Annotated in this window: 26 protein-coding genes, 1 tRNA gene, 1 pseudogene and 1 riboswitch; of the genes and pseudogenes, 18 read left to right on the forward strand and 10 right to left on the reverse strand. The window is 75.2% G+C overall.

Features of this window, described 5'->3' with window-relative positions; translation table 11 throughout:
* Positions 1 to 16 precede the first annotated feature (16 nt).
* Positions 17 to 2,140 (reverse strand): glycogen debranching protein GlgX, encoded by a 2,124-nt coding sequence (gene glgX / locus OVA14_RS09910; RefSeq protein WP_267503720.1) that lies wholly within the window; start codon positions 2,138 to 2,140, stop codon positions 17 to 19.
* A 20-nt stretch (positions 2,141 to 2,160) separates the two neighbouring features.
* On the opposite strand from glgX, the gene OVA14_RS09915 reads away from it, so the two are divergent.
* Positions 2,161 to 3,297 carry a cysteine desulfurase family protein gene (locus tag OVA14_RS09915; RefSeq protein WP_267503721.1) on the forward strand — a complete coding sequence of 379 codons (1,137 nt, stop codon included), beginning with the start codon at positions 2,161 to 2,163 and terminating at the stop codon, positions 3,295 to 3,297.
* A gap of 80 nt (positions 3,298 to 3,377) precedes the next feature.
* Entirely contained in the window at positions 3,378 to 4,487 is a 1,110-nt protein-coding gene (mnmA, locus tag OVA14_RS09920; protein ID WP_267503722.1) for a tRNA 2-thiouridine(34) synthase MnmA, read from the forward strand.
* Positions 4,488 to 4,527: 40 nt separating this feature from the next.
* Here the strand turns inward: mnmA and OVA14_RS09925 are convergent, their stop codons facing one another.
* Together OVA14_RS09925 and OVA14_RS09930 are read right to left on the reverse strand one after the other, a co-directional pair.
* Positions 4,528 to 5,028, reverse strand: coding sequence for a hypothetical protein (locus OVA14_RS09925; protein WP_267503723.1), 501 nt, complete (start codon positions 5,026 to 5,028; stop codon positions 4,528 to 4,530).
* Positions 5,029 to 5,051: 23 nt separating this feature from the next.
* The gene (locus OVA14_RS09930) at positions 5,052 to 5,462 is read right to left on the reverse strand and encodes a DUF4383 domain-containing protein (RefSeq protein ID WP_267503724.1); all 411 of its coding nucleotides are present in this window, start codon (positions 5,460 to 5,462) and stop codon (positions 5,052 to 5,054) included.
* A 153-nt stretch (positions 5,463 to 5,615) separates the two neighbouring features.
* Here OVA14_RS09930 and ligA point away from each other — a divergent pair, with 153 nt between their 5' ends.
* Both ligA and OVA14_RS09940 read left to right on the forward strand, forming a co-directional pair.
* On the forward strand, positions 5,616 to 7,982 hold the full coding sequence (gene ligA, locus OVA14_RS09935; RefSeq protein WP_267503725.1) for an NAD-dependent DNA ligase LigA: 2,367 nt from the start codon (positions 5,616 to 5,618) through the stop codon (positions 7,980 to 7,982).
* Entirely contained in the window at positions 7,979 to 9,118 is a 1,140-nt protein-coding gene (locus OVA14_RS09940; protein ID WP_267503726.1) for an AAA family ATPase, read from the forward strand. The genes ligA and OVA14_RS09940 overlap by 4 nt, the downstream gene beginning before the upstream one ends.
* A 32-nt stretch (positions 9,119 to 9,150) precedes the next feature.
* Here OVA14_RS09940 and OVA14_RS09945 read toward each other — a convergent pair whose 3' ends face one another.
* A complete protein-coding gene (locus OVA14_RS09945; RefSeq protein WP_267503727.1) occupies positions 9,151 to 10,239 on the reverse strand; it encodes an Rv2578c family radical SAM protein in 1,089 nt (362 codons plus the stop codon).
* Between the two features lie 487 nt (positions 10,240 to 10,726).
* Here OVA14_RS09945 and OVA14_RS09950 point away from each other — a divergent pair, with 487 nt between their 5' ends.
* Positions 10,727 to 11,296, forward strand: a complete 570-nt coding sequence (locus OVA14_RS09950; RefSeq protein ID WP_267503728.1) for a YdcF family protein — start codon at positions 10,727 to 10,729, stop codon at positions 11,294 to 11,296.
* A 28-nt stretch (positions 11,297 to 11,324) separates the two neighbouring features.
* On the opposite strand, the gene OVA14_RS09955 is transcribed toward OVA14_RS09950, so the two are convergent.
* Complete coding sequence (locus OVA14_RS09955; RefSeq protein WP_267503729.1) at positions 11,325 to 12,203, reverse strand: DUF1295 domain-containing protein; 879 nt, start codon at positions 12,201 to 12,203, stop codon at positions 11,325 to 11,327.
* A 105-nt stretch (positions 12,204 to 12,308) separates the two neighbouring features.
* Here OVA14_RS09955 and gatC point away from each other — a divergent pair, with 105 nt between their 5' ends.
* The 4 genes from gatC (at position 12,309) to OVA14_RS09975 (ending at position 16,046) form a co-directional block, all read left to right on the forward strand.
* Positions 12,309 to 12,608, forward strand: a complete 300-nt coding sequence (gene gatC, locus OVA14_RS09960) for an Asp-tRNA(Asn)/Glu-tRNA(Gln) amidotransferase subunit GatC (protein WP_267503730.1) — start codon at positions 12,309 to 12,311, stop codon at positions 12,606 to 12,608.
* Positions 12,605 to 14,122, forward strand: coding sequence for an Asp-tRNA(Asn)/Glu-tRNA(Gln) amidotransferase subunit GatA (gene gatA / locus OVA14_RS09965; RefSeq protein WP_267503731.1), 1,518 nt, complete (start codon positions 12,605 to 12,607; stop codon positions 14,120 to 14,122). The genes gatC and gatA overlap by 4 nt, the downstream gene beginning before the upstream one ends.
* Positions 14,119 to 15,630: an Asp-tRNA(Asn)/Glu-tRNA(Gln) amidotransferase subunit GatB gene (gene gatB, locus OVA14_RS09970; protein ID WP_267503732.1), complete on the forward strand. Its 1,512-nt coding sequence runs from the start codon at positions 14,119 to 14,121 to the stop codon at positions 15,628 to 15,630. Before gatA ends, gatB begins: the two co-directional genes overlap by 4 nt.
* Before the next feature lie 143 nt (positions 15,631 to 15,773).
* On the forward strand, positions 15,774 to 16,046 hold the full coding sequence (locus tag OVA14_RS09975) for a GlsB/YeaQ/YmgE family stress response membrane protein (protein WP_267503733.1): 273 nt from the start codon (positions 15,774 to 15,776) through the stop codon (positions 16,044 to 16,046).
* A 114-nt stretch (positions 16,047 to 16,160) separates the two neighbouring features.
* Here OVA14_RS09975 and OVA14_RS09980 read toward each other — a convergent pair whose 3' ends face one another.
* The gene (locus OVA14_RS09980; protein ID WP_267503734.1) at positions 16,161 to 17,069 is read right to left on the reverse strand and encodes an LLM class F420-dependent oxidoreductase; all 909 of its coding nucleotides are present in this window, start codon (positions 17,067 to 17,069) and stop codon (positions 16,161 to 16,163) included.
* A gap of 90 nt (positions 17,070 to 17,159) precedes the next feature.
* Between OVA14_RS09980 and OVA14_RS09985 the strand changes: the two genes are divergently transcribed.
* Positions 17,160 to 18,008, forward strand: coding sequence for a DUF3097 family protein (locus OVA14_RS09985; RefSeq protein WP_267505559.1), 849 nt, complete (start codon positions 17,160 to 17,162; stop codon positions 18,006 to 18,008).
* 116 nt (positions 18,009 to 18,124) lie between these two features.
* Here OVA14_RS09985 and OVA14_RS09990 read toward each other — a convergent pair whose 3' ends face one another.
* Positions 18,125 to 18,895, reverse strand: coding sequence for an SGNH/GDSL hydrolase family protein (locus OVA14_RS09990; RefSeq protein ID WP_267503735.1), 771 nt, complete (start codon positions 18,893 to 18,895; stop codon positions 18,125 to 18,127).
* A gap of 87 nt (positions 18,896 to 18,982) precedes the next feature.
* Positions 18,983 to 19,083: riboswitch (TPP riboswitch) on the forward strand.
* A gap of 26 nt (positions 19,084 to 19,109) precedes the next feature.
* Here OVA14_RS09990 and OVA14_RS09995 point away from each other — a divergent pair.
* From OVA14_RS09995 to OVA14_RS10015, 6 genes and pseudogenes are all read left to right on the forward strand, one after another.
* Positions 19,110 to 19,730, forward strand: coding sequence for an ECF transporter S component (locus tag OVA14_RS09995; protein WP_267503736.1), 621 nt, complete (start codon positions 19,110 to 19,112; stop codon positions 19,728 to 19,730).
* Positions 19,727 to 20,173: pseudogene (locus OVA14_RS13920) on the forward strand (ABC transporter ATP-binding protein); the annotation flags it as partial. The gene OVA14_RS09995 and the pseudogene OVA14_RS13920, both read left to right, overlap by 4 nt.
* 328 nt (positions 20,174 to 20,501) lie before the next feature.
* Positions 20,502 to 21,209, forward strand: coding sequence for an ABC transporter ATP-binding protein (locus tag OVA14_RS13925; RefSeq protein ID WP_420710657.1), 708 nt, complete (start codon positions 20,502 to 20,504; stop codon positions 21,207 to 21,209).
* Positions 21,206 to 21,982, forward strand: coding sequence for an energy-coupling factor transporter transmembrane component T family protein (locus OVA14_RS10005; protein WP_267503737.1), 777 nt, complete (start codon positions 21,206 to 21,208; stop codon positions 21,980 to 21,982). The genes OVA14_RS13925 and OVA14_RS10005 overlap by 4 nt, the downstream gene beginning before the upstream one ends.
* 26 nt (positions 21,983 to 22,008) lie before the next feature.
* Positions 22,009 to 22,485 carry an ATP-binding protein gene (locus OVA14_RS10010; RefSeq protein ID WP_267503738.1) on the forward strand — a complete coding sequence of 159 codons (477 nt, stop codon included), beginning with the start codon at positions 22,009 to 22,011 and terminating at the stop codon, positions 22,483 to 22,485.
* Between the two features lie 117 nt (positions 22,486 to 22,602).
* Positions 22,603 to 23,667 (forward strand): NAD(P)-dependent alcohol dehydrogenase, encoded by a 1,065-nt coding sequence (locus tag OVA14_RS10015; protein WP_267503739.1) that lies wholly within the window; start codon positions 22,603 to 22,605, stop codon positions 23,665 to 23,667.
* Between the two features lie 53 nt (positions 23,668 to 23,720).
* Here OVA14_RS10015 and OVA14_RS10020 read toward each other — a convergent pair whose 3' ends face one another.
* A complete protein-coding gene (locus tag OVA14_RS10020) occupies positions 23,721 to 24,056 on the reverse strand; it encodes a metallopeptidase family protein (RefSeq protein WP_267505560.1) in 336 nt (111 codons plus the stop codon).
* Between the two features lie 94 nt (positions 24,057 to 24,150).
* Between OVA14_RS10020 and OVA14_RS10025 the strand changes: the two genes are divergently transcribed.
* Together OVA14_RS10025 and OVA14_RS10030 are read left to right on the forward strand one after the other, a co-directional pair.
* The gene (locus OVA14_RS10025) at positions 24,151 to 25,005 is read left to right on the forward strand and encodes a siderophore-interacting protein (RefSeq protein ID WP_267503740.1); all 855 of its coding nucleotides are present in this window, start codon (positions 24,151 to 24,153) and stop codon (positions 25,003 to 25,005) included.
* Between the two features lie 98 nt (positions 25,006 to 25,103).
* Complete coding sequence (locus OVA14_RS10030) at positions 25,104 to 25,352, forward strand: DUF3253 domain-containing protein (RefSeq protein WP_267503741.1); 249 nt, start codon at positions 25,104 to 25,106, stop codon at positions 25,350 to 25,352.
* Between the two features lie 269 nt (positions 25,353 to 25,621).
* On the opposite strand, the gene OVA14_RS10035 is transcribed toward OVA14_RS10030, so the two are convergent.
* Positions 25,622 to 25,697, reverse strand: a tRNA-His gene (locus tag OVA14_RS10035).
* Between the two features lie 78 nt (positions 25,698 to 25,775).
* Positions 25,776 to 26,360, reverse strand: a complete 585-nt coding sequence (gene orn, locus OVA14_RS10040; RefSeq protein ID WP_420710658.1) for an oligoribonuclease — start codon at positions 26,358 to 26,360, stop codon at positions 25,776 to 25,778.
* Positions 26,361 to 26,423: the final 63 nt, after the last annotated feature.

Genomic DNA, 26,423 nt, shown 5'->3' on the forward strand with positions numbered 1-26,423 from the left:
GCCGTCGGGGGCTCGTCTAGCGCGGGCCGTCGACGGGCGGCGAGGCGGGGGAGCGCACGACGCTCAGCGTCGCCGCGGGCGGCCCGGCGGCCGGCAGGCCGTGCACCGCGTACACCTGCATGCTCATGCCCGCCATCGGCACCTGGGCGCCCGGTGCGACGCGCGCGTGCGCGGGCCGGTCGTCGGCGGAGTCCCAGAGCAGCTCGAGCTCCGTCGCGCCGTCGGGCGCGGGCGTCGTGACGAGGGTGTCGTGGGGCGAGCCGTGGAAGACGACGAGCACGCGCGAGTAGGCCTCCTCGATCGGCGTCGACTCCGCGAGCATCTGGAGCGTGCGGTCGAGCGAGTGGTCCCAGTCGTCGATCGTCATGTGCGCGCCCTGCGCGTTGTACCAGTCGAGGCGATTGGAGCCCGCGACGCGCTCGCCCGTGCGGCCGTGCTCGAGCGGACGGAGGGCCGGATGGTCACGGCGCAGCTGCAGCAGCCGCCGCGTCTGCAGGAGGAACGCCTCCTGCCACTCCTTGCGCTGCCAGGGCATCCACGTGAGCGCCGAGTCCTGGCAGTAGGCGTTGTTGTTGCCGCGCTGGGTGCGCCCGAACTCGTCGCCCATCGTGAGCATCGGCACGCCGGCCGAGACGAGCAGGGTGCCGAGCAGGTTGCGCATCGAGCGCCGACGGTCGAGCTGGATCTCGGTGTCGTCGGTGCGGCCCTCGACGCCGTGGTTCCACGAGCGGTTGTCGCTCGCGCCGTCGCGGTTGTCCTCGCCGTTCGCCTCGTTGTGCTTGTGGTCGTAGCGCACGAGGTCGGTGAGCGTGAAGCCGTCGTGCGCCGTGATGAGGTTGACGCTCGCGAGCGGGCCGCGCTCGGCCGCGAAGAGGCCCTCGGAGCCCGACACGGCGTGCGCGAGCGGGCCGACGCCCGTCGAGGCCGGCTGCCCGTGGCGCAGCGACCTGCGATCGCTCAGCCAGAACTGCCGCACCGTGTCGCGGTAGCGGTCGTTCCACTCGCTGAACCCCGAGGGGAAGCGGCCCGTCTGCCAGCCGTCGGCGCCGACGTCCCACGGCTCCGCGATCATCACGGCGCCCGCGAGCTCGGGATCCGCGAGGATGCGCCGCAGCAGCGGGTGCTCGGGGTCGTACATGCCGTCCGCGCCGCGGCCGAGCACGGGCGCGAGGTCGAAGCGGAAGCCGTCGACCTGCATCTCTCGGTACCAGTAGCGCAGCGAGTCGATGACGAGGTCCTGCGCGGCGGGCAGGGAGTAGTCGACGGTGTTGCCGCACCCGGTGCTGTCGAGCATCCGGCCCTCGTCGTCCTGCCGGTAGTACGACGAGCCGTCGATGAGCCGCAGGCTCGAGGGCGGACCGCCGCGGCCCTCCTCGGCGGTGTGGTTGTAGACGACGTCGAGCAGCACCTGGATGCCGGCCTCGTGCAGCAGGCGCACCATGCCCTTGCACTCGCGGAGCACGCCGCCCGTGCCGTCGAACTGGGCGCGCCGCGAGGCGTAGGCGCTGTGCGGCGCGAAGAAGCTGAGGGTGTTGTAGCCCCAGTAGTTGACGCGGCCCTGCGCGATGAGGCGCTGCTCCGAGACGAACAGGTGGATCGGCAGCAGCTGCACCGCCGTGACCCCGAGCTCCTGCAGGTAGCGGATGGTCGAGGGATGCGCGAGGCCCGCGTAGGTGCCGCGGAGCTCCGCGGGCATGTGGGGGCTCAGCTTGGTCAGCCCCTTGACGTGCGCCTCGTAGACCACCTGGCGGTCGAGCGGGACGACGGGCCGCCCCACGCCGCCCCAGTCGAAGGCGTGGTCGACGATGGTGGCGCGGTGCTGGCCGTGCGGGGTGCGGACGACGCCGTGGGCGTGCGGCGGCAGCGCGTGGCGGCTCCAGTCGAAGTCGTGGCGCGGGCCGCTCGGCCCGTCGACGCCGACGGCGTAGGGGGTGCCGACCTGCAGCAGCGCCGAGTCGATCGTGAAGACCTCGCCCTCGCGGGCCATGAGCTCCGCGTGCAGCAGCCAGTCGGGGTCGTCGCGGTCGAAGACGCGCAGCTCCATGCGCTCGGCGTGCCGGGACCACACAGTGAGGCGGTGGCCGCGCTCGGTGGGCTCGAGGCCCGGCGCGGGCGCCTGCTTCCGCTCGGGGGTCCCCACGCGCTCTAGGGTAGGGGAGCATGCGGCTGTTCGATCACGCGGCGGCCACGCCCCTGCGCGTGTCGGTCCGCGAGGCGCTCGCGGCGGCCGAGCCGCTCGCGAACCCGTCGTCCACCCACCGCGCGGGGCAGCGCGCCCGTGCCGTGCTCGAGGACGCGCGCGAGCGCATCGCCGCGGCGCTCGGCGCGCATCCGACCGAGGTCGTGCTCACCTCCGGCGGCACCGAGTCGGCCAACCTCGCGCTCAAGGGCGCGTGGTGGGCCTCGGGGCCCGTCGGCGCCCGCGGCGCGCTCGTCGTGCCGGTCGGCGAGCACCACGCGACGCTCGACGCCGTCGAGTGGCTCGAGCGCGAGGGCGCCGAGGTGCGTCGCATCGGGGTGGACGCCCGCGCCGTCACCGACGCCGCGGCGCTCGCGGCGGCGCTGCCGGGCGCCGCCGTCGCGACGATGCTGTGGGCGTCGAACGAGCTGGGCTCGCTGCAGCCGGTGGCCGAGGTCGCCGCGGCGGCGGCCGCAGCCGGCGTGCCGCTGCACCTCGACGCGGTCGGCGCGGTGGGTCACGTGCCCGTCGACTTCGCCGCCAGCGGTGCAGCGATGCTCAGCGTCGCGAGCCACAAGCTCGGCGGCCCGCACGGGGTGGGCGCGCTGCTGGTGCGCCGAGACGCCCGCCTCGAGGCGCTGCACCACGGCGGCGGCCAGCAGCGGGGCCTGCGCTCGGGCACGCAGGACGCGCTGGGGGCGTCGCTCTTCGCGCTGGCGCTCGAGGAGGCCGTCGCCGAGCTCGCCACGGAGGCCGAGCGCCACCGCAGGCTCACCGACCGGATCCTCGCGGCGGTGCGGCCGCTGCCCGGCGTGCGCGTGCCGGCCGCCGAGGACCGCCTCCCGCACATCGCCCACCTCGTCGTCGAGGGGGAGGGCGGCAGGGCGGCGCAGGGCGAGGCGCTGCAGTTCCTGCTCGACGAGGCCGGCTTCGCCGTCTCGAACGGCTCGGCCTGCTCCGCGGGCGTCGCGCGCGAGTCGCACGTCGTGCGCGCGTGCGGGCTCGAGGGCGTCGCGCCGCTGCGGCTCTCGCTCGGCCGCACGACCGCCGAGGAGGACGTCGACGCGCTCATCGCCGTGCTTCCCGGAGCGATCGCGCGGGCGCGGGCGCTCGGCTGACGCGGGCGCCCGGCCGACGCCGATGCCGGCGCCGGCGCCCTGCCGCCGAGGCCTGCGCCCGCCTCGGTAGCCTGGAGGGCATGAAGGTGCTCGCGGCGATGTCCGGAGGGGTGGACTCCGCGGTGGCTGCCGCGCGCGCCGTCGACGCGGGCCACGAGGTCGTCGGCGTGCACCTCGCGCTCAGCCGCATGCCCGGCACGCTCCGCACGGGCAGCCGTGGCTGCTGCACGGTGGAGGACGCCATGGACGCCCGCCGCGTGGCCGACGCGCTCGGCATCCCCTTCTACGTGTGGGACTTCTCGGAGCGCTTCGCGGACGCCGTCGTGCAGGACTTCGTCGACGAGTACGCCGCGGGCCGCACCCCCAACCCGTGCCTGCGCTGCAACGAGCGCATCAAGTTCGAGGCGCTCCTCGACCGTGCCGTCGGCCTCGGCTTCGACGCGGTGGTCACCGGCCACTACGCGCGCGTCGAGCAGACGCCCGAGGGGCCGCAGCTGCACCGCGCCGCAGACTGGGCGAAGGACCAGTCCTACGTGCTGGGCGTGCTCACGGCCGAGCAGCTCGCGCACTGCTGGTTCCCGCTCGCGAGCACGCCGTCGAAGGCCGAGGTGCGCGCCGAGGCCGAGGCGCGCGGCTTCCTGCTCGCGCAGAAGCCCGACAGCCACGACATCTGCTTCATCCCCGACGGCGACACGCGCGGCTTCCTCGCCGAGCGCATCGGCTCGGAGCCGGGCGAGATCGTCGACCGCGAGGGCGCAGTCGTCGGCAGCCACGAGGGCGTGCACGGCTACACGGTGGGTCAGCGGCGCGGGCTCGCGCTCGGCGTGCCCTCGCCCGACGGCCGCCCGCGCTTCGTGCTCGAGGTGAAGCCATCCACGAGGCAGCTGGTGGTCGGCCCGAGGGAGGCGCTCGCGGTGCGCACGATCGCGGGCTCGCGCGTCTCGCACGCCGGGGCGCCGCATCCGGGGCTCGCGGAGGGCCTCGACGTCGAGGTGCAGATCCGCGCGCACGCGGACCCCGTGCCGGCGAGGGCGCGCATGGAGGGCGACGAGCTCGTCGTCGAGGCCGAGGCCCCGCTCCTGGGCGTCGCGACGGGGCAGTCCGCGGTGCTGTACGTCGGCACGCGCGTGCTCGGGCAGTGCACGATCGACCGGACGGTCGCCGCCGACGCGGCGGTGCCGGCGGGCTGAGCGCTCCCGCTGTCGCGCGGACGGCGGACCGCCCTGTCGTCTAGTGGCCGGAGTGCTCGTCGAGCGCGAGGCCGTGCTCGCCGTGCGGCACGGCGAGGGATCCCGCGTGGGTGCCGGCGAGCGCCGGGGTCGCTACGGCGGCGACGACGGTCGCGACGGCAGCGAGCGAGAGCAGCGCCGCGAGGGGCCGCGGCTCGGGGGTGCCGTCCTCGGGGTCGGTGGCCATCCGGCGGTCCGCGAGGAGGGCGGCGATCGCGCCGAGCGCGAGCAGCCCCTCCGCGAGCATGGGCCCGATCGGCACGCTCGCGGCGGCGGCCGGCGAGGCCAGCAGCGCGACGAGCCACAGCGCGGTCGGGGCGGCGACGATCGCGACGACCGCGCCGAGCCTCCACCGCCAGCCGCGCAGGGCGGCGACGGCGACGGCGAGCTGGCCGACGCCGGCCGCGACGAGCGGCACGGCGAGCCAGGGGACGGCGGCGGCGCCCACCGCGATCGCGATGAGCGCCGCGCCGAGCGCTGCCACGGCTCCGGAGATCCGCATCAGCGCATCCATGGGTCGGTCGCTCAGACCGCCGGGCGGGCGGTCGCCGAGCTCTTGTCGAGCGCGAGGCCGGCACCCAGGAGCACGATCGCCGAGGCGAGGTGCAGGATGTGGTCGGCCGTGTTGAGCGCGAGGATGTTGACGGCGGTGCCGGCGATGAAGAAGCCGAGGATGCCGAGGAGCAGGTAGACCGCGCCGACGGTGGTGTTGGTGCCCTTCGCGGCGGGGGTGCTGCGGAGGCCCGCGGCGAGCAGCGCGGCACCGATGAGCAGGTGCGCGATGTTGTGCAGGTGGTTCACCTGGAAGATGCCGAGCAGCAGGCCGCCCTCCTGGCCGACGAAGTTGCCTCCGGCGACGAAGAGGCCGAGGACGCCGACGAGCAGGTAGACGGCGCCGAAGACCGTGGCGACGATGCGGTTGGGGGACTGGGACATGACTCCTCCTAGGGTCAGGACCGGCAGAGCTCCCCGTCGGTCGACGGGAAGGTGTCGTCTGTGCTTCGAGGCACCGGCCTATGCGGATTGTGCGAGTTCCCTGGAGGGTTGCTCCGGGGTACGACGAGCATGGGGTCAGTACCTGGATGCATGATGGGAGCCGTGAGCGAAGACCTGGGACTCGGCGAGGCGAACGAGCGTGCGCAGGCGCTGCGGGAGCGCATCGAGGCGGCGAGCGCCGCCTACTACGGGCGCGACGCGTCGATCATCGACGACGCCGCCTACGACGGCCTCGTGCGCGAGCTCGCGGCGCTCGAGCAGGCGCATCCCGAGCTGCAGAGCCAGGACTCGCCGACCCAGCAGGTGCAGGGCGTCGCGTCCGGCGGGCTGCCGACGATCGAGCACCTCGACCGCATGCTGAGCCTCGACAACGTCTTCTCCCTCGACGAGCTGCGCGAGTGGTGCGCCAAGGCCGAGGCGGCGTCGGGACGCCCCGTGCGCTGGCTCACCGAGCTGAAGATCGACGGCCTCGCGCTCAACCTCCGCTACGAGCGCGGCGCGCTCGTGTCCGCCGCGACGCGGGGTGACGGCACGGTGGGTGAGGTCGTGACGCCCAACGCCCTGCGGGTCGCGGGCATCCCGGAGCGCCTCTCGGGCGCGGGTCATCCGGAGGTCGTGGAGGTGCGCGGCGAGGCCTTCATCCCGACCGAGGCCTTCGCGGCGCTCAACGCGCTGCAGGAGGCGCTGCGCGAGCGCTCGGTCGAGGAGGACCGCGCGCGGCTCGGCGAGCGCTTCGACGAGGCGAGGGCCGTCGATCGCGGCGCTCGCCGCTTCCCGGCCTTCGCGAACCCCCGGAACGCCGCCTCCGGGGGCCTGCGCCAGCAGCTCGAGAAGAAGCGCGGGCTCGAGCGCGAGGCGGGCGACGCGCGCGTTGCCGCGCTGCGCATGTACGTGCACGGCATCGGCGCGTGGCCCGAGCCGCCCGTCGCCGCGCAGAGCGAGGTCTACGAGCTGCTCGCGTCCTGGGGCCTGCCCGTGAGCCCGCACTCGAGCGTCGAGGCCGACGTCGACGGCGTCGTCGCCTTCGTCGAGCGCGTGGGCGGCGCCCGCCACGGCTTCGAGCACGAGCTCGACGGCGTCGTCGTGAAGGTCGACGAGCTCGCGCTCCACGGCGAGCTCGGGCAGACCTCGCGCGCCCCGCGCTGGGCGATCGCCTACAAGTACCCGCCCGAGGAGGTGCACACGAGGCTGCTCGACATCGTCGTGAGCGTCGGTCGCACGGGCCGCGCGACGCCCTTCGCGATGATGGAGCCCGTGCAGGTCGCGGGCTCCGTCGTGCGGCAGGCGACCCTCCACAACCAGGACGTCGTGCGCGCGAAGGGCGTGCTCATCGGCGACACCGTCGTGCTGCGGAAGGCGGGCGACGTCATCCCCGAGGTCCTCGGGCCCGTCGCCGACCTCCGCGACGGCACCGAGCGCGCCTTCGTCATGCCCGACGCGTGCCCCGAGTGCGGCACGGCGCTGCGGCCGATGAAGGAGGGCGACATCGACCTCCGCTGCCCGAACGCCCGGTCGTGCCCCGCGCAGGTGCGCGGCCGCGTCGAGCACATCGGCTCGCGCGGCGCGCTCGACGTCGAGGCGCTCGGCGAGGTGACCGCGGCGGCGCTCACGCAGCCCACGCACCCCGCGGAGCCGCCGCTCGTCACCGAGGCGCGGCTGTTCTCGCTCACGATCGACGAGCTCGTGCCGATCGAGGTGGTCGTGCGCGACGGCGAGACCGGCGCCCCGCGGTTCGACGACGACGGCGCGCCCGTCACGCGCGCGCCGTTCCAGCGGGTCGAGATCACCTATCCGCCCGGCGCGGAGGGGCTCAGCCCGGCGGAGCGTCGCAAGGCGGGCATCCGGAAGGACCATCGCGTCCTGCACCCCTCGGCGCAGGCCGTCACGCTCATCGACGAGCTCCAGAAGGCCAAGGAGAAGGACCTCTGGCGGCAGCTGGTGTCCCTGAACATCCGGCACGTCGGTCCCGTCGCCGCTCGTGCGCTCGCCGGCTGGTTCGGCTCGCTGCAGGCCATCGAGGAGGCGACGCCCGAGCAGCTCGCGGAGGTCGAGGGCGTGGGTCCGACCATCGCCGATGCGCTCGTCGAGTGGCTCGCGGTCGACTGGCACCGCGAGATCGTCGACGGCTGGCGCGCCGCGGGCGTGCGCTTCGCGACGCCCGGCCACCCCGGCCCCGGCGCGGCGGCGGAGGCGGGCGGCGTGCTCGCGGGCATCACGGTCGTCGCGACCGGCACGCTCGAGGGCTACACCCGCGAGGGCGCGCAGGAGGCGATCATCGCCGCGGGGGGCAAGGCCGCGGGCAGCGTCTCGAAGAAGACGCACTTCGTCGCGGCGGGGCCGGGCGCGGGCTCGAAGCTCGCGAAGGCCGAGGAGCTCGGCATCCGCATCCTCGACGCCGAGCAGTTCCGCATCCTCGTCACCGAGGGCCCCGACGCGCTCCCGGCGGTCGACGCGACGTGATCTCGCGGCTCGCGATCGATGGCTACCGGTCCATCCGGTCGCTCGTCGTCGATCTCGAGCCGCTGACGGTCGTCACCGGCGCGAACGGCGCCGGCAAGTCGAGCCTCTACCGGGCGCTCCGGCTGCTCGCCGACTGCGGCGAGGGCCGCGTGATCGGCTCGCTCGCGGGCGTCGGCGGGCTCGACGCCGTGCGCTGGGCGGGCCCGGAGCGCGGCACGCTGCGCGCTCGGCCCGTGCAGGGCACCGTGCGCGGCGGCCCCGTCGCCCTGCGCCTCGGCGTCGCCACCGACGCGCTCGGCTACGCGATCGACCTCGGCCTCCCCGTCGCGCAGCGCAGCGCCTTCGACCTCGACCCTGAGATCAAGCAGGAGCACGTCTTCGCGGGCGCCGACCCGCGCCCTGCCGGTGTGCTCGTCGAGCGCACGCGTGGCCTCGCGCGGATGCGCGGGGACGGCGGCTGGCGCGAGCTGGCCTCCGGCCTGCATCCCTGGGCGTCCGTGCTCGACGAGCTCGCCGGCCACGAGGAGGCCGCGGAGCTCGCGGGTGCCCGGCGGATGCTGCGCGGCTGGCGCTTCCACGACGCGCTCCGCACCGACCGCTCGGCGCCCGCGCGGCAGCCGCAGGTCGCGACGCGCTCGGTGCGGCTCGACGACGACGGCGCGAACCTGGCCGCAGTGCTGCAGACGGCGATCGAGATGGGGCGGCAGCGCGAGATCGACGCGGCCGTCGAGCGCGCCTTCCCCGGCTCGCGCCTGCTGCTGCCCATGGCGGAGGGCCGCATGACGGTCGCGCTCGAGCAGCCGGGGCTGCTGCGGCCGCTCGCCGCGTCCGAGCTCTCGGACGGCACGCTGCAGCACCTGCTGCTCGTCGCGGCGATGCTCTCGGCCGAGCAGCCGAGCCTCGTGGTGCTCAACGAGCCCGAGCGCAGCCTCCACGCCGACCTCGTCGAGCCGCTCGCGGCCCTCGTGCGGCAGGCCGCCTCGACGACGCAGGTCGTCGTCGTCACCCACCAGGAACGCCTCGTGGAGGCGCTCGGCGGCCTCCGGATCGAGCTCGAGAAGGTGGGCGGCGAGACCGTCGTCGCCGGGCGCGAGGGGCTGCTCGACCAGCCCTCGTGGCACTGGCCGAAGCGCTGAGCGCGCCGCGCGGTCGCCAGGAGCGCTCGCCGCTAGAACAGGGTCGCCGCGAGCATCGGGGCGCCCTCGGTCGAGGGCAGCTGGCGCGCCCGCCGGGCCTCGACGGCCCGGTTCGACGGTGCGACGGCGGAGAGGCCGGTGCCGGGCGCCACGACGGTGCGCGAGAGCCCGTGGTGCACCTGCAGCGGCCGGATGCGCTCGCGCAGCCACTGCCGGTACTCCGGGTGCGCGTAGGAGCCGAACCGGCCGCGCTCGTCGCGGTAGACGCGGTCGTAGAGCGGCACGAGCCGCGGGTGCTCGGCCCGCAGCCACTGCAGGTACCACTCGCGAGCGCCGGGCCGCAGGTGCAGCGCGCTCGCGATCGCGCTCGTCGCGCCGGCCTCCGCGATGGCGGCGAAGGCGCCCTCGAGGTGCGCGCGGGTGTCGGTGAGGCCGGGCAGGATCGGCATGGCGAAGACGGCGCAGTCGAGGCCCGCGTCGCGCACCGCCCGGACGGCGTCGAGGCGGGCCCGTGTGCTGGGCGTGCCGGGCTCCACCGCCTGCTGCAGCTCGTCGTCGAAGATCGCGATCGACATCGCGATCGAGACCGGCACGTCGCGCGCGATCGAGGCGAGCAGCGGCAGGTCGCGCCGCAGCAGCGTGCCCTTCGTCAGGATCGAGATCGAGGCGCCATGCTCCGCGAGCGCGCGCAGGATGCCCGGCAGCAGCCGGTAGCGGCCCTCCGCGCGCTGGTAGGGGTCGGTGTTCGTGCCGAGCTGCACCGCGTCGACCTCGCGCCGGGGGCCCGCGAGCTCGCGCCGCAGCACCTCCACGACGTTCGCCTTGACGACGATGCGGCGGTCGAAGTCGGCGCCCGCGTCGAGGTCGAGGTAGGTGTGGGTCTGCCGCGCGAAGCAGTAGCGGCACGCGTGCTGGCAGCCGCGGTAGGGGTTGATCGTCCACGCGCCGCGCATGAACCCCTGGCCCGGCACGCGGTTGAGCGCGCTCCGCGCGGTCACCTCGAGGAACGATGCGCCGTCGAAGCCCGGCGTCGGCCAGCGCTCGAGCACGCTCCCGCGCTCCTCGAGCCCCGGGAGCGCGTCCGCGTCCTGGTGCTGCGCCGTCTGCCCGTCCCACCGCATGCCTGCATTCGAACACACGTTCGATCCATGCGCAAGGGCGCGCGCCGCGCATCGGGCGCCCACGGGCCGCGCGGCTAGGGTGCCAGCGTGAGGACGGGGCGACGGATGCGGCTGCTGGCGCCCGCCCTCCGCTCGGCCGTCCTCGTGGCGCTGCTCGTGCTGCTCCTCGCCCGCCTGCTCCTCGCGCTCGGAGCGGCGCCCGCAGGCGCCGTGCTCCCCGGCGCCTGGTCGCTGCTCGCGGCCGCGGCGATCGTGGGCGGGGCTGACCTCGGCGGCGGCGGCCTGTGGCACGCGCTCATGCTGCCGCGGCTCGTGCGGGTGCGCGCCATCGATCGCCTCATCGCCGCGCTCGGCGTCGGCGTCGCCGCGCTCGCCGTCGCGATCATCGTCTCGGCCGTGCTCGCGCCCGAGGCTCGCGCGCGCCCTGCTCGCGGCCGCGACGCCGCTCTGGTCCGCGGGCCTCGCGACGGCCGCCCTCGTGCTCGCGATGCTGCAGCACGCGCGGCGCTCGCAGCGCCACCCCGCGCCGGCGACGATCCTGATCCTCGGCGCGGGCCTGCGCGGCACCCGCGTGGGGCCGCTGCTGCGGCGCCGCGTCGAGCGGGGCGCGGAGGTGTGGCGCGCGGCCCTCGCGGCACGGCCCGACGCCCGCATCCTCGTCTCCGGCGGCCAGGGGCCGGACGAGGTGCGCACCGAGGCGAGCGCGATGGCCGAGCACCTCGTCGAGGCGTGCGGCGTGCCCGCGGCCGCGATCGACCTCGAGGAGGCGTCGACGACGACACGCGAGAACCTCGCGCTCTCGCGGCCGCTCGTGACGGCGCCCGGTCGCGCGCCGCTCGTCGTGGTCACGAGCGAGTACCACGCCTACCGCACCGCGTGGCTGCTCGCCGAGGCGGGTATCGACGGCACGGTCGTGGGCGCGTGGACGCGCCCGTCCTACCGACCGGGGGCGACGGTGCGCGAGGCGCTCGCCGTCGCCGCGGACCTGCGCTGGTGGTGCGTCGCCGGCGCGGCGATCGCCTGGGGGCTCGCGCTCTGGCTGCTCGCGGCCTCCTGAGCCGCCCCGCCGCGCCGAGCGGTCGGGCTCAGCCGGCGCGCCGCGGCGGCCGCGGCACCAGGACCGGCGTCGCGTCCCGGTAGGCGCGGTAGTCGGCGCGGTCGCCCCAGCGCTCCTCGGCGGAGCGCTCGAGCTGCGGCAGCCCGCTCACGCGCACGAGCAGCAGCACGACGAACGCGGGGGAGACGAGGGTCGCCCACTGCCAGCCCTCGAGGGCGGGCAGCGCCGCGATCGCGACACCGACCCACAGCAGGATCTCGCCGAAGTAGTTGGGGTGCCGCGACCAGGCCCAGAGTCCGGAGCGGATGAACTCGCCCTCTTGCGCGGGATCGGCCCGGAAGGCGCGCTTCTGCGCGTCCGCGACCGCCTCGATCGCGAAGCCCATGAGCCACAGCAGGCCGCCGACCACAAGGAAGGCGTCGATGCCGCCCGCGCGGCCGCTCGTGATCGCGGCGAGCGCGGCGCCCGAGGTGATCGCGACCCAGAGCCCCTGCATCGTCCAGGCGACGAGGAAGCGCGAGGGATCCGCCTTGATCTCGTCGAAGCGGCGGTCGGGCGCGCGGCGCACCCGCAGCGCGAGGAACGTGCCGAGCCGCGCCGCCCACACGACGACGAGCAGCGCGAGCACGACCGGCCGCGGCTGCCAGCCGGCCTGCGCCGCCGACGCGACGAGGCCGAGCGCGGCGACGGCGACGAAGGTCGCGGAGCCGATGAGGTCGTAGCCGCGCTCGGTGCGCAGGATCGCCGCGGGGATCCACGCGATCCACTGCACGACGAGCGCGAGCGCGACGCCGAGCGCGAAGATCGGCCAGCCCCCGATCGACAGGCCCGTGTGCGAGCCCGCGAGCGCGAGCAGCGCCCCGATGAGCGCCGCCGCGGCGACGACGGCGATCCGCTTCCCGAGCATCCCGACCTCCTCCGGTCCGCCGCCATCCTGCACCGCCGGGGCGCCCGGGAGGCCTCCGCCCCGCCGGTAGGATCGAGCAGACCCCCGCAGACGACGAGGAGACGCATGTCCGAGATCACTCGCGAGCAGGTCCAGCACCTCGCTGGGCTCGCGCGCATCGAGCTCACCGACGACGAGGTGACGAGCCTCACGAGCGAGCTCGGCGCCATCGTCGACGCGATCGCGAAGGTCAGCGAGGCCGTCGGGCCCGAGGTGGCCGCGACGAGCCACCCGGTGCCGCTCGCGAACGTGACGCGCGCCGACGTCGAGGGCGAGACCCTCACGCACGAGCAGGCCTTCGCCGGGGCGCCGAGCCACGACGGCGAGCGCTTCCGCGTCTCGGCCATCCTGGGGGAGGAGCAGTGACCGCGAGCGACCTCACCCGCCTCGCCGGCCACGAGCTCGCGGGCCTCCTCGCCTCGGGCGAGGTCTCGTCGGTCGAGGCCACGCAGGCGCACCTCGACCGCATCGCCGCGGTCGACGGCGAGCTGCACGCCTTCCTCCACGTCAACGCGGGCGCCCTCGACGAGGCGCGCCGCATCGACGAGCGCCGCGCGGGCGGCGAGCAGCTGCACGAGCTCGCGGGCGCGCCCGTCGCCATCAAGGACGTGCTCTGCACCATCGGGATGCCGTCGACCTCCGGCTCGCGCATCCTCGAGGGCTGGGTGCCGCCCTACGACGCGACGCCCGTCGCGCGCCTGAAGGCCGCGGGCCTCGTCGCGCTCGGCAAGACGAACATGGACGAGTTCGCGATGGGCTCCTCCACCGAGCACTCCGCCTACGGCCCCACGCGCAACCCCTGGGACGTCGAGCGCATCCCCGGCGGCTCCGGCGGCGGCTCGGCCGCTGCGGTCGCGGCCTTCGAGGCCCCGTTCGCGCTCGGCTCCGACACGGGCGGCTCGATCCGCCAGCCCGCGGCCGTCACCGGCTCGGTCGGCGTCAAGCCCACCTACGGCGGCGTCAGCCGCTACGGCGCGATCGCGCTCGCCTCGAGCCTCGACCAGGTCGGCCCCGTCTCGCGCACCGTGCTCGACTCGGCGCTCCTGCACGACGTCATCGGCGGCCACGACCCGCACGACTCCACCTCGCTGCAGCGCGAGTGGCCGTCGTTCGCGGCGGCCGCGCGCGAGGGCTCCGCATCGGGCTCGCTCGCGGGCCTGAAGGTCGGCGTCATCAGGGAGCTCGAGAGCGAGGGCATCGCGCCCGACGTCGCCGCGCGGTTCCGCGAGACCGTCCGGCTCATCGAGGGCGCGGGCGGCGAGGTCGTCGAGGTGTCGGTGCCGAGCATCGAGTACGCCGTCGCCGCGTACTACCTGATCCTGCCGGCCGAGGCATCGAGCAACCTCGCGCGCTTCGACTCGGTGCGCTTCGGCCTCCGCGTCGAGCGCCCGGGCCAGACGGTCGAGGAGGTCATGGCCGCGAGCCGCGAGGCCGGCTTCGGCCCCGAGGTCAAGCGCCGCATCATCCTCGGCACCTACGCGCTCTCCGCGGGCTACTACGACGCCTACTACGGCTCGGCGCAGCAGGTGCGCACGCTCATCCAGCGCGACTTCGACGCCGCCTTCGCCGAGGCCGACGTGCTCGTGAGCCCGGCGGCGCCCACGACCGCGTTCCGCTTCGGCGAGAAGGTCGACGACCCGCTCGCGATGTACGCGAACGACATCACGACGATCCCCGCGAACCTGGCCGGCATCCCCGGCATGGCGCTGCCCATGGGCCTCGGCGACGACGGCCTGCCCGTGGGTCTGCAGCTGCTCGCGCCGCTGTTCGAGGACGAGCGGCTCTACCGCGCGGGCGCGACGATCGAGGCGCTGCTCGCCGAGCAGTGGGGCGGCATCCTCGCCCACCAGGCACCCCAGCTGACGGAGGTCGCACGATGAAGGACCGCCTGATGGACTTCGACGCCGCCCTCGAGCGGTACGAGCCGGTGCTCGGCTTCGAGGTGCACGTCGAGCTCGGCACGCGCACGAAGATGTTCTCGGCCGCGCCGAACCCCGCGCACCCGGACCACCACGACGCGGCGCCCAACACGCTCATCGACCCGCTCTCGCTCGGCCTGCCGGGCAGCCTCCCGGTCGTGAACGAGGAGGCCGTGCGGTACTCGATCTCGCTCGGCCTCGCGCTCGGCTGCGAGATCGCCGAGTCGAGCCGCTTCGCCCGGAAGAACTACTACTACCCGGACGTGCCGAAGAACTACCAGATCTCGCAGTACGACGAGCCCATCGCCTTCGAGGGGTCGGTCGAGGTGCAGCTGGCCGACGGCCGCCTGGTGACGATCCCGATCGAGCGCGCGCACATGGAGGAGGACGCCGGCAAGCTCACGCACGTGGGCGGCGCCACCGGCCGCATCCAGGGCGCCGAGTACTCGCTCGTCGACTACAACCGCGCGGGCGTGCCGCTCGTCGAGATCGTCACGAAGCCGATCTTCGGCGCCGAGCACGACGCGCCCGAGCTCGCGAAGGCGTACGTCGCCGCGATCCGCGACATCGTGCTCGCGCTCGGCATCTCCGAGGCGCGCATGGAGCGCGGCAACCTCCGCTGCGACGCCAACGTCTCGCTCCGCCCCCGCGGGCAGGAGCGACTCGGCACGCGCACCGAGACGAAGAACGTCAACTCGCTGCGCTCGGTGGAGCGCGCGGTGCGCTACGAGATCCAGCGCCAGGCCGCGATCCTCGAGGCCGGCGGCACGATCGTGCAGGAGACCCGGCACTGGCACGAGGACACCGGGCGCACGAGCGCCGGGCGCCCGAAGTCGGACGCCGACGACTACCGCTACTTCCCGGAGCCCGACCTGCTACCGGTGCAGCCGGAGCGCGCGCTCGTCGAGCAGCTGCGCGCGGCGCTGCCCGAGCAGCCCGTGGCCCGCAAGCGCCGCCTGAAGGCCGAGTGGGGCTTCACCGACCTCGAGCTCCAGGACGTCGTGAACGCCGACCTGCTCGACGCCGTGGAGGCCACGGTCGCGGCGGGCGCCGCGCCCGGCGCCGCGCGCAAGTGGTGGACGGGCGAGATCGCCCGCCTCGCCAACGAGCGAGGCGTCGCGGCGACGAGCCTCGTCTCGCCCGCGCACGTGGCCGAGCTGCAGCGCCTCGTCGACGAGGGCTCGCTCACCGACCGCCTCGCGCGGCAGGCGCTCGAGGGCGTCGTGGCGGGCGAGGGCGGCCCTGCCGAGGTCGTCGCGGCGCGCGGGCTGCAGGTCGTCAGCGACGAGGGCGCGCTCGTCGCCGCCGTCGACGAGGCCCTCGCCGCGCAGCCCGACGTGCTCGCGAAGATCCGCGACGGCAAGGCGCAGGCCGCGGGCGCCGTGATCGGCGCGGTCATGAAGGCCATGCGCGGCCAGGCGGACGCCGCACGTGTGCGCGAGATCGTGCTGGAGCGCGCGAGCAGCTGATCGCGGCGCCGCCGATGCGGGCTGAGCAAGTTCCCAGATACCTCCCAGGGTGGGGGACAACCCTTGGGGGTGGAGCGACACCATCGCTCTACCGCGGGGCCTGACCCCTTGCACCGCGGTCCTTCTTGGAAAGGACGCACATCATGGGAATCCTCGGTTGGATCGTGCTCGGCCTCATCGCCGGTGCCATCGCGAAGCTCATCCTCCCCGGCCGTCAGGGCGGCGGATGGCTCATCACGCTGATCCTCGGCGTGGTCGGCGCCCTGCTGGGCGGCTGGATCGGATCGGCGATCTTCAACGTCGGGCTCGAGGGCTTCTTCGACCTCACCACCTGGCTCCTCGCCATCGGCGGCTCGATCATCGTGCTGCTCATCTGGGGCCTCATCACGCGCAACCGCGGCAAGTCGCGGGCGTAGCAGGAGACGACGAGAGGGGCGGCCTGCGGGCCGCCCCTCTTCGCGTGCGCGGCCTGCGGGCCGCGCCTCCTCGCGTGCGCGGCGCGCGGGCCGCGCCCCCTCGCGTGCGCGGACCTAGAGGACGAGCGCCGCGAGGGCATCGAGGTGCTCGAGGTCGCGGAGGTCGAGCACCTGCAGGTAGACGCGCTCGACGCCGTCCGCAGCGAGCGCGCCGAGCCGGTCCTGGAGCTCCTGGCCCGAGCCTGCGAGGCCGTGCGCCCGCAGCTCGTCGGGCTCGCGCCCGATGGCGGCCGCGCGGCGGCGCAGCGTGGCCTCGTCGTCGCCGAGGCACGCGACGAGCGCGACGGAGCGGACGACAGGGCGCGTGCGCTCGGCGCGCTCGATGGCCTCGTCGAGGGCCGCGAAGAGCGGCCGGACGCGGTCGAAGGCGGGGAACGGCAGGTTGTGCTCGTCGGCGAACTGCGCGGCCAGGCGCGGCGTGCGGCGCTCGCCGAGCCCGCCGACGATGACGGGCAGGCGCTCCTGCACGGGCTTCGGGAGCGCGGGGGAGTCCTCGATCGCGTAGTGCTCGCCCTCGAACGAGAAGCGCGCGCCCGCGGGGGTCTCCCACATGCCGGTGACGATCGCGAGCTGCTCCTCGAGCAGGTCGAAGCGGCGCGCGGGGAAGGGGATGCCGTAGGCGCGGTGCTCCTGCTCGAACCAGCCGGTGCCGAGGCCGAGCTCCGCGCGGCCGCCCGACATCTGGTCGACGTTCGCCGCCTGCACGGCGAGGATGCCCGGAGGCCGGTAGGTGACCGAGGAGACGAGCGTGCCCAGGCGCACGCGCTCCGTGTCGCGCGCGAGGCCCGCGAGGCTCGTCCACGCGTCGGTGGGGCCGTAGCCGGGGTCGCCGTCGCCCATGCGGAGGTAGTGGTCGGAGCGGAAGAAGCCGTCGAAGCCGAGCTGCTCGGTGCGCAGCGCGACCGCGAGCAGCTCGTCGTAGGACGCGCCCTGCTGGGGCTCGGTGAAGATGCGGAAGTCCATGGCCGCAAGCCAAGCACAGCGAGCCTCGTCGACGCCCTGCGGCCGCGCGCCTAGGCTCGTGCGGTGCCGAACGACAGGAGCCGCGACCGCATGGCCACCGACTGGGGATCGTGGGGAGGCGACGTGCTCTCCGCCGAGGCGAAGGCGGCCCGGCAGGCGCCGCCGCCCGACCGCGTGCCCGCGACGCGCGGGCTCGTCGTCGAGCGGCACGACGGCTTCGTGGGCGCGGTCCTGCGGGTCGAGGGCGGGCACGTGCACCTCGAGGACCGCCGCGGTCGCGCCCGGCTCTTCCCGATGGGGCGCGGCTTCCTGCTCGACGGCGTCGAGGTGGAGCTCGTCGCGCCCGTCGCCCGGGCCGCGGCGCCCGCGCGCACGGCCTCCGGATCCCGGGCCGTCGCCGACCACCGGGCGCGCGTCGCCCTGCCGAGCCGCATCCTCGTCGAGGGCACCCACGACGCCGAGCTCGTGGAGCAGGTGTGGGGGCACGACCTGCGCGTCGAGGGCGTCGTCGTCGAGCCGCTGCACGGCGTCGACGACCTCGCGGCCGTCGTCGCGGCGTTCGCGCCCACGGCCGAGCGGCGGCTCGGCGTGCTCGTCGACCACCTCGTGCCTGGCTCGAAGGAGTCGCGCATCGCCGAGGCGGTGCAGCGCGGCCCCCACGGCGCGCACGTGCGCGTCGTCGGCCACCCGTTCATCGACATCTGGCAGGCCGTGAAGCCCGCGCGGCTCGGCATCGCCGGGTGGCCGGAGGTGCCGCGCGGCGAGGACTGGAAGCAGGGCACGCTGCGGCGGCTCGGCATGCCGAACGGCGACCAGGAGTCGGTGGCGCGGGCGTGGCAGCGCATCCGCTCGCGCGTGCGCGACTGGAACGACCTCGATCCGGCGCTCCTCGCGCGCGTCGAGGAGCTCATCGACTTCGTGACGACCAGCCGGCACTGAGCGCGGCGGTCGGCACCGCGCTGCGGCGACGCCGGATCAGCACGCCAGCGCCTCGTCGAGCGCACATCGCGGCCGGCGCCCCGCTCGGGTGCTGATCCGGCGCGGTCGCCCGTGCGTCAGCCGAGCGACGGCAGCGGCGCAACCTCGACGAGCTGCGCGAGCTTCGGGCCGCGCCCGTCGCCCGACGAGCGGCCCGTGAGCCGCCGGCCGATCCACGGCACCACGAACTCCCGGTAGTACGCGGTCGTGCGACGCCCCTCCGCGGTCGAGAGCGCCGTGAGGTCGCGCCAGTGCGGCGGCGCGTCGACGCCGAGGGCGCGGAGCACGTTCGTCGCCGCGTGCGCGTGCCCCGCCGCGTTCAGGTGCAGGCGGTCCTGCGACCAGAAGCGGGGGCTGCGCAGCTCCGGATCCGACCAGTTGTCGACGTAGGGCGCGTCGAGGTCGGCCACGCGCGACTCCACGGCCCGCGCGAGCGCGTCGCCGCGGCGCTGGAAGACCGCGCCGATGGGCATGACCTCGCTCGGGTTGCCGCCCGAGAGCAGGATGGGACGGATGCCGGCGGCCGCGATGCGGTGCGCGGCGTCGGCGAGCGCCGCACCCACCTCGTCGATCGAGACGCGGGGGCGCAGGATGTCGTTGCCGCCGCCGTTGAGGCTGATCGCGTCGGGCGCGAGCGCGATCGCCGCGTCGAGCTGCTCCGAGAGGATGCCGCCGAGCTTCCGGCCGCGGATCGCGAGGTTCGCGTAGCGGATCGGCCGCCCCTGCGCCGTCGCGAGCCCGGCGGCCACGAAGTCGGCCCAGCCGCGCACCGAGCCGTCGGGCAGCTCGTCGCCGACGCCCTCCGTGAAGCTGTCGCCGATGGCCACGAACGATCGGATCTCCTGCACCGCGACAGCCTACGACCCTCGCCCCGGGGCCCCGCCGCATCCGGGCGCGCCTTCGCACGCGCGGCGCACTAGACTCGCTGCGAACAACACGGGAGTCCGGTGCGCCGGGCTGAGAGGGAGGCCGAAGCCTCCGACCGTCGAACCTGATCCGGATCATGCCGGCGCAGGGAGGACACTCATCACCCGTGCCGTCTCGCAACGAGGAAGGCACAGCATGACCACCACCGCACCCGCGGCCACCACGGCCGCCCGCCCCCGCACGAGCCGCTGGCGCGTCGTCGACATCGTCGTCGCCGCGGTCCTCGGCGTCGCCACGGGCCTCCTGTTCGTCGTCTGGAACGGCGTCGGCGGGGCCTGGTTCGGCATCATGGACGCCGTGACGCCCGGCTTCGGCGGCCTCGCCGTCGGCATCTGGCTCATCGGCGCCGTGCTCGGCGGGCTCATCATCCGGAAGCCCGGCGCCGCGCTCTTCGTCGAGCTGCTCGCCGCCACCGTGTCGACGCTGCTCGGCAGCCAGTGGTCGATCGAGACGCTCTACTCGGGCCTCGCGCAGGGCCTCGGCGCCGAGCTGATCTTCGCGGCCTTCGCCTACCGCCGCTTCGGGCTCCCGACGGCGATGCTCGCGGGCATCGGCGCGGCCGTCGCCGCCTGGACCCTCGAGCTCTTCCTCTCGGCGAACCTCGCGAAGGGGCCCGAGTTCCTCGGCATCTACCTGGGCAGCGTCGTGGTCTCCGGCGCGCTGCTCGCCGGCCTCGTCGGCTGGCTGCTGACCCGCGCGCTCGCCGCCACGGGCGTGCTCGACCGCTTCGCCGCAGGCCGCGCGCGCCGCGCGTGACCGGCTCCCGCATCCGCGCCCGCGGATGGGGATGGCAGCACGCGGGCCGCAGGGCCCCCGCCGTCGCCGGGCTCGACCTCGACGTCGAGCCCGGCGAGCGGATCCTCCTCCTCGGCCCCTCCGGCGCGGGCAAGTCGACCCTCCTCGCCGCGCTCGCCGGCGTCCTCGGCGGGCACGACGAGGGCGACGAGACGGGCGAGCTCGCCGTCGACGGCGCGCATCCCTCGCGGCTGCGCGGCACGGCGGGCCTCGTGCTGCAGGACCCGGAGGCGAACACGATCCTGTCGCGGGTCGGCGACGACGTCGCCTTCGGCTGCGAGAACCTCGCGGTGCCGCGCGACGAGATCTGGCGGCGCGTCGCCGAGGCGCTCGACGCCGTCGGCCTCGACGTCGCGCTCGACCGCTCCACCGCGGCGCTCTCCGGGGGCCAGCGGCAGCGGCTCGCGCTCGCGGGCGTGCTCGCGATGCGCCCGGGGCTCCTCCTGCTCGACGAGCCGACCGCGAACCTCGACGCCGAGGGCGTCGTGGAGGTGCGCGACGCCGTCGCGCGCGTCGCGGCCGAGACCGGCGCGACGCTCGTCGTCGTCGAGCACCGCGTCGAGACCTGGCTGCCCGTCGTCGACCGCGTCGTCGTGCTGGAGCCCGGCGGCGGTGCCATGGCCGACGGCGCGCCGGACGCCGTGCTCGGGGCCCACGGCGCCGCCCTCGCCGACCGAGGCGTCTGGGTGCCGGGCGCGCCCGTCGACGTGCCGCGCCCGCCGCGTCGGCCCGGTGAGGCGCTGCTGCGGGCCGAGGGTCTGCGATCCGGCAGGCGCGCCGCCGTCCACGCGCCCGTCGCGCTCGAGCCTCGCCGCGGGGGAGGCGCTCGTCGTCACCGGCCCGAACGGCGCGGGCAAGTCCACGCTCGCCCTCACGCTCGCCGGCCTCCTGCCGCCCGTCGAGGGCGCGGTGCTCGCCTCGCCCGCGCTGCGCGGCCCGGACCTCACGGAGCCCGCGCCGATCCGCTGGCGCCCGCGGCAGCTCGCGACGCGCATCGGCACGGTGCTCCAGCAGCCCGAGCACCAGTTCGTCGCCGCGCGCGTGCACGACGAGGTCGCGGCGGGCCTGCGGGCGCTGCGACGTCCCGCGGCCGAGGTCGACGCCGCCGTGGACGCCCTCCTCTCGGCCCTCCGCCTCGAGCACCTGCGCGACGCCAACCCCTTCACGCTCTCCGGCGGCGAGCAGCGGCGGCTGTCGGTCGCGACCGTGCTCGCGCCCGCGCCACGCCTCTGCGTGCTCGACGAGCCCACCTTCGGGCAGGACCGCCGCACCTGGGCGGAGCTCGTGCGCCTCATTGCCTCGCTCGTCGACGAGCGCGGCTGCGCGGTCGTCGCGGTCACGCACGACGCCGACGTCGTGCGCGTGCTCGGCGACCGCGTGCTGCGGCTGGAGGCCGGATCGGGCGCCGAGGGCGCCGGACCGACGGGGGAGGGCGCATGAGGCTCCTCGACCGCGTGAACCCCGTGACGCCCTTCGCCGCCGCGGTGCTCTACTCCCTCCCGATGCTGCTCACGGTCGACGTCGTGAGCGCCGCCGTCGCGCTCGGCGCGTGGCTCGTGCTCTTCGCCGCGGCCGGGATCGGGCCCCGCACCGTGCTCCGCCGCTCCTGGCCGCTGCTCGTCGCCGCGCCGCTCTCGGCCGTGAGCATGCTGCTCTACGCCGAGCCCTCGGGGCGCGTCCACGCGCAGGTGTGGCTCGCGACCATCAGCGACGGCTCGATCGAGCTGGCGCTCGCGATCCTCCTGCGCGTGCTCGCGATCGGCGTGCCGACGCTCGTCGGCATCGTCGGCGTCGACCCGACGAGGCTCGCCGACGGCCTCGCGCAGGTCGCGCGCCTCCCGCACCGCTTCGTGCTCGCCGCGCTCGCGGGCGTGCGGCTGTTCGGGGTGCTGCAGGAGGACTGGCGGCAGATCGCCCTCGCCCGTCGCGCGCGCGGCCTCGGCGACACCGGCCGGGTGCGCCGCGCCCTGCAGGCCGCGTTCGCGCTGCTCGTCGTCGCGCTGCGCCGCGGCGGCACGCTCGCGACCGCGATGGAGGCCCGCGGCTTCGGCGGCCCCGAGGAGGGGCGCGGCGAGCGCACCTGGGCCCGGCCCTCCGCCCTCTCGCGCGCCGACCTCGTGCTCGTGCTGCTCGTGCTCGCCGTCGCGGCGCTCGCGATCGGGGCCGCGGTCGCGGCAGGATCGTTCCGACCGCCGTGGGCGGCCGCGCCGTGAGCGCGAGGGGCGACGAGGAGGCGCGGATGCCACCGGTGCTGTGGATCGTCGACGGGCGCTCCGGCGCCGGGAAGACGCGGCTCGCCGAGCGCCTCGCCGCCGAGGCGGGTGCGCGCGTCATCCACATGGACGACCTGTACGCAGGATGGCACGGCCTCGCCACGGGCTCCCGGCTGCTCGAGCGGGGCATCCTCGCCCCGCTCGCCGAGGGCCGCGAGGCCGTGTGGCGGCGCTGGGACTGGGCCGAGGGGGACTGGGGGCCCGAGGATCGCGCGCTGCCCGGCGAGGCGCTCGTCATCGAGGGCTGCGGCTCGCTCACGCTCGCCTCGAGCGCCCACGCGACGCGCGCGATCTGGCTCGACGCGCCCGAGGAGGTGCGCCGCGCCCGGGCGCTCGCGCGCGACGGCGACGACGCGTGGTGGGAGCTGTGGCGCGCCCAGGAGGACCAGCACATCGCCGCGAACGACCCTGCCTCGCTCGCCGACGAGGTGCGTCGCTCCTGAGGCTGGACGTCGACCGGGGAGGCCCATGGGAGGCAGGCGTAGGCTGAGCGGCCGGCGCCGCCGAGGCGCCGCATCGGGCGCGCGCCCGACTCCCGTCTCATCACCAAGGAGGCACCCATGCCCATCACCTCGAAGGCGCTCCAGAAGACCGCGGCCGACCAGCCGTACCGCGTCGCGACGATCGAGCGCCGCGACCCCCGCCCCCACGACGTCGTCATCGCGATCAAGGCGGCCGGCATCTGCCACTCCGACATCCACACCATCCGCGACGAGTGGGGCGAGGCGCCCTTCCCGCTCACGGTCGGCCACGAGATCGCCGGCGTCGTCGAGGCGGTCGGCGACGCCGTCACGCGCCACGCGGTCGGCGACCGCGTGGGGGTCGGCTGCATGGTCGACTCCTGCGGCGAGTGCGAGCAGTGCGTCGCCGGCGAGGAGCAGGACTGCCTGAACGGCAACGTCGGCACCTACGCGTCGATCGACCGCGACGGCACCGTCACGCAGGGCGGCTACGCCGAGAAGGTCGTCGTCGACGAGCGCTTCGTGCTCTCGATCCCCGAGGGCATCGAGCTCGACGTGGCGGCGCCGCTGCTCTGCGCCGGCATCACGCTCTACTCGCCCATCGACCGCTGGGGCGTCCACGAGGGCACCAAGGTCGCCGTCGTCGGCCTCGGCGGGCTCGGCCACATGGGCGTGCAGCTCGCGGCCGCGAAGGGCGCCGAGGTCACCGTGCTCTCGCGCTCCCTCGCCAAGGAGGAGACGGCGAAGAAGCTGGGCGCCGCACGCACCGTCGCCACGGGCGAGGAGGGCTGGGCGGAGGCCCACAAGGGCGAGTTCGACCTCATCCTCAACACCGTCTCGGCCGACCTCGACCTCGGCACCTACCTGTCGATCCTCAAGCCGCACGGCGCGATGGTGAACGTGGGCCTGCCGCCCGCGCCGCAGCCGCTGCACCTGGGCTCGCTCATCATGGGCGGCAAGGTGCTCGCGGGCTCGAACATCGGCGGCATCCGTCAGACGCAGGAGATGCTCGACTTCTGCGCCGCGCACGGCATCGGCGCGGTCATCGAGAAGATCGGCGTCGACGACGTGGATGCGGCCTACGACCGCGTGGTCGAGGGCGACGTGCGCTTCCGCTTCGTCATCGACACGGCGACCTTCGCCGACGCCGAGGCCGTCGCCTAAGCCGTCCGTCGGCCACGACGAGGCCCCGCCCGGCGCGAGCCGGCGGGGCCTCGCTACGCCCAGCCGAGCTCGTGCAGCTGGTCGTCGTCGATGCCGTAGAAGTGCGCGATCTCGTGCACGAGCGTCGTGCGCACCTCGTTGCGCAGCTCCTCCTCGTCGTCGCAGGCGTCGAGGTGGGGGAGGCGGTAGACCATGATGCGGTCGGGCAGCTCGCCGAAGCCGTACTGGCCGCGCTCGGTGATCGCGACGCCCTCGTAGAGCCCCATGAGGTCCTCCTCGGGGTGCGCGTCCTCCACGAGGAACACGACGTTGTCGAGCCCCTCCACGATCTCGTCCTCGAGGTCGTCGAGCACCTCCGTGACCAGCGCCTCGAAGGCCTCCGCCGTCATCTCCACCCCTCGATCCTGCCGCATCCGGCCTGAGCGGCGATCGCCGCCGGATCGCAGGTTAGGGTCGCCTAACCCGGTGCTAGCGTGGATCCCGATGAGCACCGCCGAGCGCCTCCGCACCGACCCCGACCCGCGTCCCGCGCGCCCGCAGCACGTGCTGGAGGTGCTCTCGACCGAGCGGCTGGGCGCGCGGATGGTGCGCGTGCGGCTCGGCGGGGAGGGGCTCGCGACGTTCGCGCCGAACGGCTGGACCGACGCGTACGTGAAGCTGCTGTTCGTGGCCCAGGAGCTCGGCCTCGAGCCGCCGTACGACCTCGCGCACCTGCGCGCCTCGCTGTCGCCCGAGCAGCGGCCCGTCACGCGCACCTACACGGTGCGCGCCGTCGAGGAGGCCGCGATCGTGCTCGACGTCGTCGTGCACGGCGACGCCGGCCTCGCGGGGCCGTGGGCCGCCTCGGCGCGCCCCGGCGATCGCATCGCGCTGCACGGCCCGGGCGGCGGCTACGCGCCCGACGCGAGCGCCGACTGGCACCTGCTCGTCGGCGACGAGTCTGCGCTGCCGGCGATCGCGGCCGCGCTCGAGGCGCTGCCGGCCGATGCGCGCGGCGTCGCGCTCGTCGAGGTGCACGACGCCGACGACGAGCTGACGATCGCGCACCCCGCGGGCGTCGACCTCCGCTGGCTCCACCGCGGCGAGCCGGCGCCCGAGACCGTCCGCACGCTCGCCGACGCCGTCGCGGCGCTCGAGTGGCCCGAGGGCCGAGTGCACGCCTTCGTGCACGGCGAGCGGGAGTCGGTGAAGGCGCTCCGCGACGAGCTCTTCGCCCGGCGCGGCCTCGCCCGCGCGCAGGTCTCGATCTCCGGCTACTGGGCGCAGGGCCGCACCGAGGACCGCTTCCAGGCCGAGAAGCGTGAGCCGATCGGCGTCATCCTGCCGCCGGAGGCCTGAGGTCCGCGCGCGGAGGTGAGGCCGGAGGCGGCAAGGTCCGGGAGCGCGCGGGCGCAGCCCGTTCGCGTCACGAGACCCCAGCGATGCAGACTGCTCCTATGGTCGACGATCTCGAGACCGCCATCCTCCGCCTCCTCGCAGCGCGCCGCGAGGGCGCGACGATCTGCCCGAGCGACGCCGCCCGCGCGGTCGCGGGCGATGACGAGGCCGACTGGCGGCCGCGCATGGACGACGCGCGGGCCGCGGCCGCCCGGCTCGTCGAGCGGGGCGAGGTCGTCATCACGCAGGGCGGTGCGGTCGTCGACCTCGCGACCGCCCGGGGGCCCATCCGCATCCGACGGGCCTGAGCGGCAGCGCGGCGCGGCGGATCGTCGTCGCCCCTGGCAGCGCGTGCACAGCAGGGCGGCGCATCCTTGGCCCATGCGACACATCTGGAGCTTCCTCGTCAACCTCGTCGCGGGCGTCGCCGGGCAGCCCGGCGCGCACACGGTCGTCGACACGGGGCCGGAGGGTCGGCGCTCGCGTCGTCGCCGCTGACGCGCGGAGGTCGCGGCTGCGAGGCGAGATCCGGCCCGCAGACGACAGAAGCCCCGGTCCGAGGACCGGGGCTTCGTGCTGGGGTGAGTAACGGGGCTTGAACCCGCGACCTCCTCGACCACAACGAGGCGCTCTACCAGCTGAGCTATACCCACCATGTGCGCGCGAAGCGCAACCAGGACAGCATACGACATCCCGCGGCCATCCGTGACATCGGGGCCCGGGACGGCGCGTCAGCCGGGCAGGTGCTGCGCGAAGCCGCTCGTGACCTCGGCCGAGATCGCCTGCAGCTCCTCGCTCGTGCGGTCTGCGGCGTCGCCGAAGAGCGCGGCGCGGTAGTACCGCAGCTCGCGGATCGACTCGAGGATGTCGGCGAGCGCGCGGTGGCCGCCCGCCTTCGCCGGGGCCTGGAAGTAGGCGCGCGGGGCCCAGCGGCGGGCGAGCTCCTTGATGCTCGAGACGTCGATGGAGCGGTAGTGCAGGAAGCCGTCGAGCGAGGGCATGTAGCGCGCGAGGAACATCCGGTCGGTGCCGATGGTGTTGCCGCCGAGCGGGGCGGTGCGCTCGAGGGGCACGAAGCGCTGCACGTACGCGAGCACCTGCAGCTCGGCCTCCGCGAGCGCGACGCCGTGCGGGATCTCCTGGTCGAGGCCGCTCGTGGCGTGCATCTGGCGCACGAAGTCGCCCATGTGGTCCATCGCCGCATCGCTGGGCTTGATCACGACCTGGAAGCCGGGGTCGAGCACCTGCAGCTCGAAGTCGGTGACGACGACCGCCACCTCCACGAGCTCGTCGATCGACGGGTCGAGGCCCGTCATCTCGCAGTCGATCCACACGATCCGGTCCGCAGCAGCCACGCGACGACCCTATCCGTCACTCGC

Origin of the sequence: Agrococcus sp. SL85, from assembly GCF_026625845.1 — a bacterium.
Lineage (GTDB): Bacteria > Actinomycetota > Actinomycetes > Actinomycetales > Microbacteriaceae > Agrococcus.

What these genes read in the sequence shown, in the direction of transcription:
- OVA14_RS09980 (WP_267503734.1), bottom strand. Translation starts at nt 17,069, where the DNA reads ATGGACTTCCGCATCTTCACCGAGCCCCAGCAGGGCGCGTCCTACGAC.
- mnmA (WP_267503722.1), top strand. Translation starts at nt 3,378, where the DNA reads ATGAAGGTGCTCGCGGCGATGTCCGGAGGGGTGGACTCCGCGGTGGCT.
- ligA (WP_267503725.1), top strand. Translation starts at nt 5,616, where the DNA reads ATGGGAGCCGTGAGCGAAGACCTGGGACTCGGCGAGGCGAACGAGCGT.
- OVA14_RS10015 (WP_267503739.1), top strand. Translation starts at nt 22,603, where the DNA reads ATGCCCATCACCTCGAAGGCGCTCCAGAAGACCGCGGCCGACCAGCCG.
- OVA14_RS09975 (WP_267503733.1), top strand. Translation starts at nt 15,774, where the DNA reads ATGGGAATCCTCGGTTGGATCGTGCTCGGCCTCATCGCCGGTGCCATC.
- OVA14_RS09950 (WP_267503728.1), top strand. Translation starts at nt 10,727, where the DNA reads ATGCTGCAGCACGCGCGGCGCTCGCAGCGCCACCCCGCGCCGGCGACG.
- OVA14_RS09925 (WP_267503723.1), bottom strand. Translation starts at nt 5,028, where the DNA reads ATGCGGATCTCCGGAGCCGTGGCAGCGCTCGGCGCGGCGCTCATCGCG.
- OVA14_RS09955 (WP_267503729.1), bottom strand. Translation starts at nt 12,203, where the DNA reads ATGCTCGGGAAGCGGATCGCCGTCGTCGCCGCGGCGGCGCTCATCGGG.
- OVA14_RS09945 (WP_267503727.1), bottom strand. Translation starts at nt 10,239, where the DNA reads ATGCGGTGGGACGGGCAGACGGCGCAGCACCAGGACGCGGACGCGCTC.
- OVA14_RS10025 (WP_267503740.1), top strand. Translation starts at nt 24,151, where the DNA reads ATGAGCACCGCCGAGCGCCTCCGCACCGACCCCGACCCGCGTCCCGCG.
- gatB (WP_267503732.1), top strand. Translation starts at nt 14,119, where the DNA reads ATGAAGGACCGCCTGATGGACTTCGACGCCGCCCTCGAGCGGTACGAG.
- OVA14_RS09995 (WP_267503736.1), top strand. Translation starts at nt 19,110, where the DNA reads ATGACCACCACCGCACCCGCGGCCACCACGGCCGCCCGCCCCCGCACG.
- OVA14_RS10020 (WP_267505560.1), bottom strand. Translation starts at nt 24,056, where the DNA reads ATGACGGCGGAGGCCTTCGAGGCGCTGGTCACGGAGGTGCTCGACGAC.
- gatC (WP_267503730.1), top strand. Translation starts at nt 12,309, where the DNA reads ATGTCCGAGATCACTCGCGAGCAGGTCCAGCACCTCGCTGGGCTCGCG.
- OVA14_RS10030 (WP_267503741.1), top strand. Translation starts at nt 25,104, where the DNA reads ATGGTCGACGATCTCGAGACCGCCATCCTCCGCCTCCTCGCAGCGCGC.
- OVA14_RS09915 (WP_267503721.1), top strand. Translation starts at nt 2,161, where the DNA reads ATGCGGCTGTTCGATCACGCGGCGGCCACGCCCCTGCGCGTGTCGGTC.
- OVA14_RS10005 (WP_267503737.1), top strand. Translation starts at nt 21,206, where the DNA reads ATGAGGCTCCTCGACCGCGTGAACCCCGTGACGCCCTTCGCCGCCGCG.
- OVA14_RS09985 (WP_267505559.1), top strand. Translation starts at nt 17,160, where the DNA reads ATGGCCACCGACTGGGGATCGTGGGGAGGCGACGTGCTCTCCGCCGAG.
- OVA14_RS09930 (WP_267503724.1), bottom strand. Translation starts at nt 5,462, where the DNA reads ATGTCCCAGTCCCCCAACCGCATCGTCGCCACGGTCTTCGGCGCCGTC.
- OVA14_RS10010 (WP_267503738.1), top strand. Translation starts at nt 22,009, where the DNA reads ATGCCACCGGTGCTGTGGATCGTCGACGGGCGCTCCGGCGCCGGGAAG.
- orn (WP_420710658.1), bottom strand. Translation starts at nt 26,360, where the DNA reads ATGACGGGCCTCGACCCGTCGATCGACGAGCTCGTGGAGGTGGCGGTC.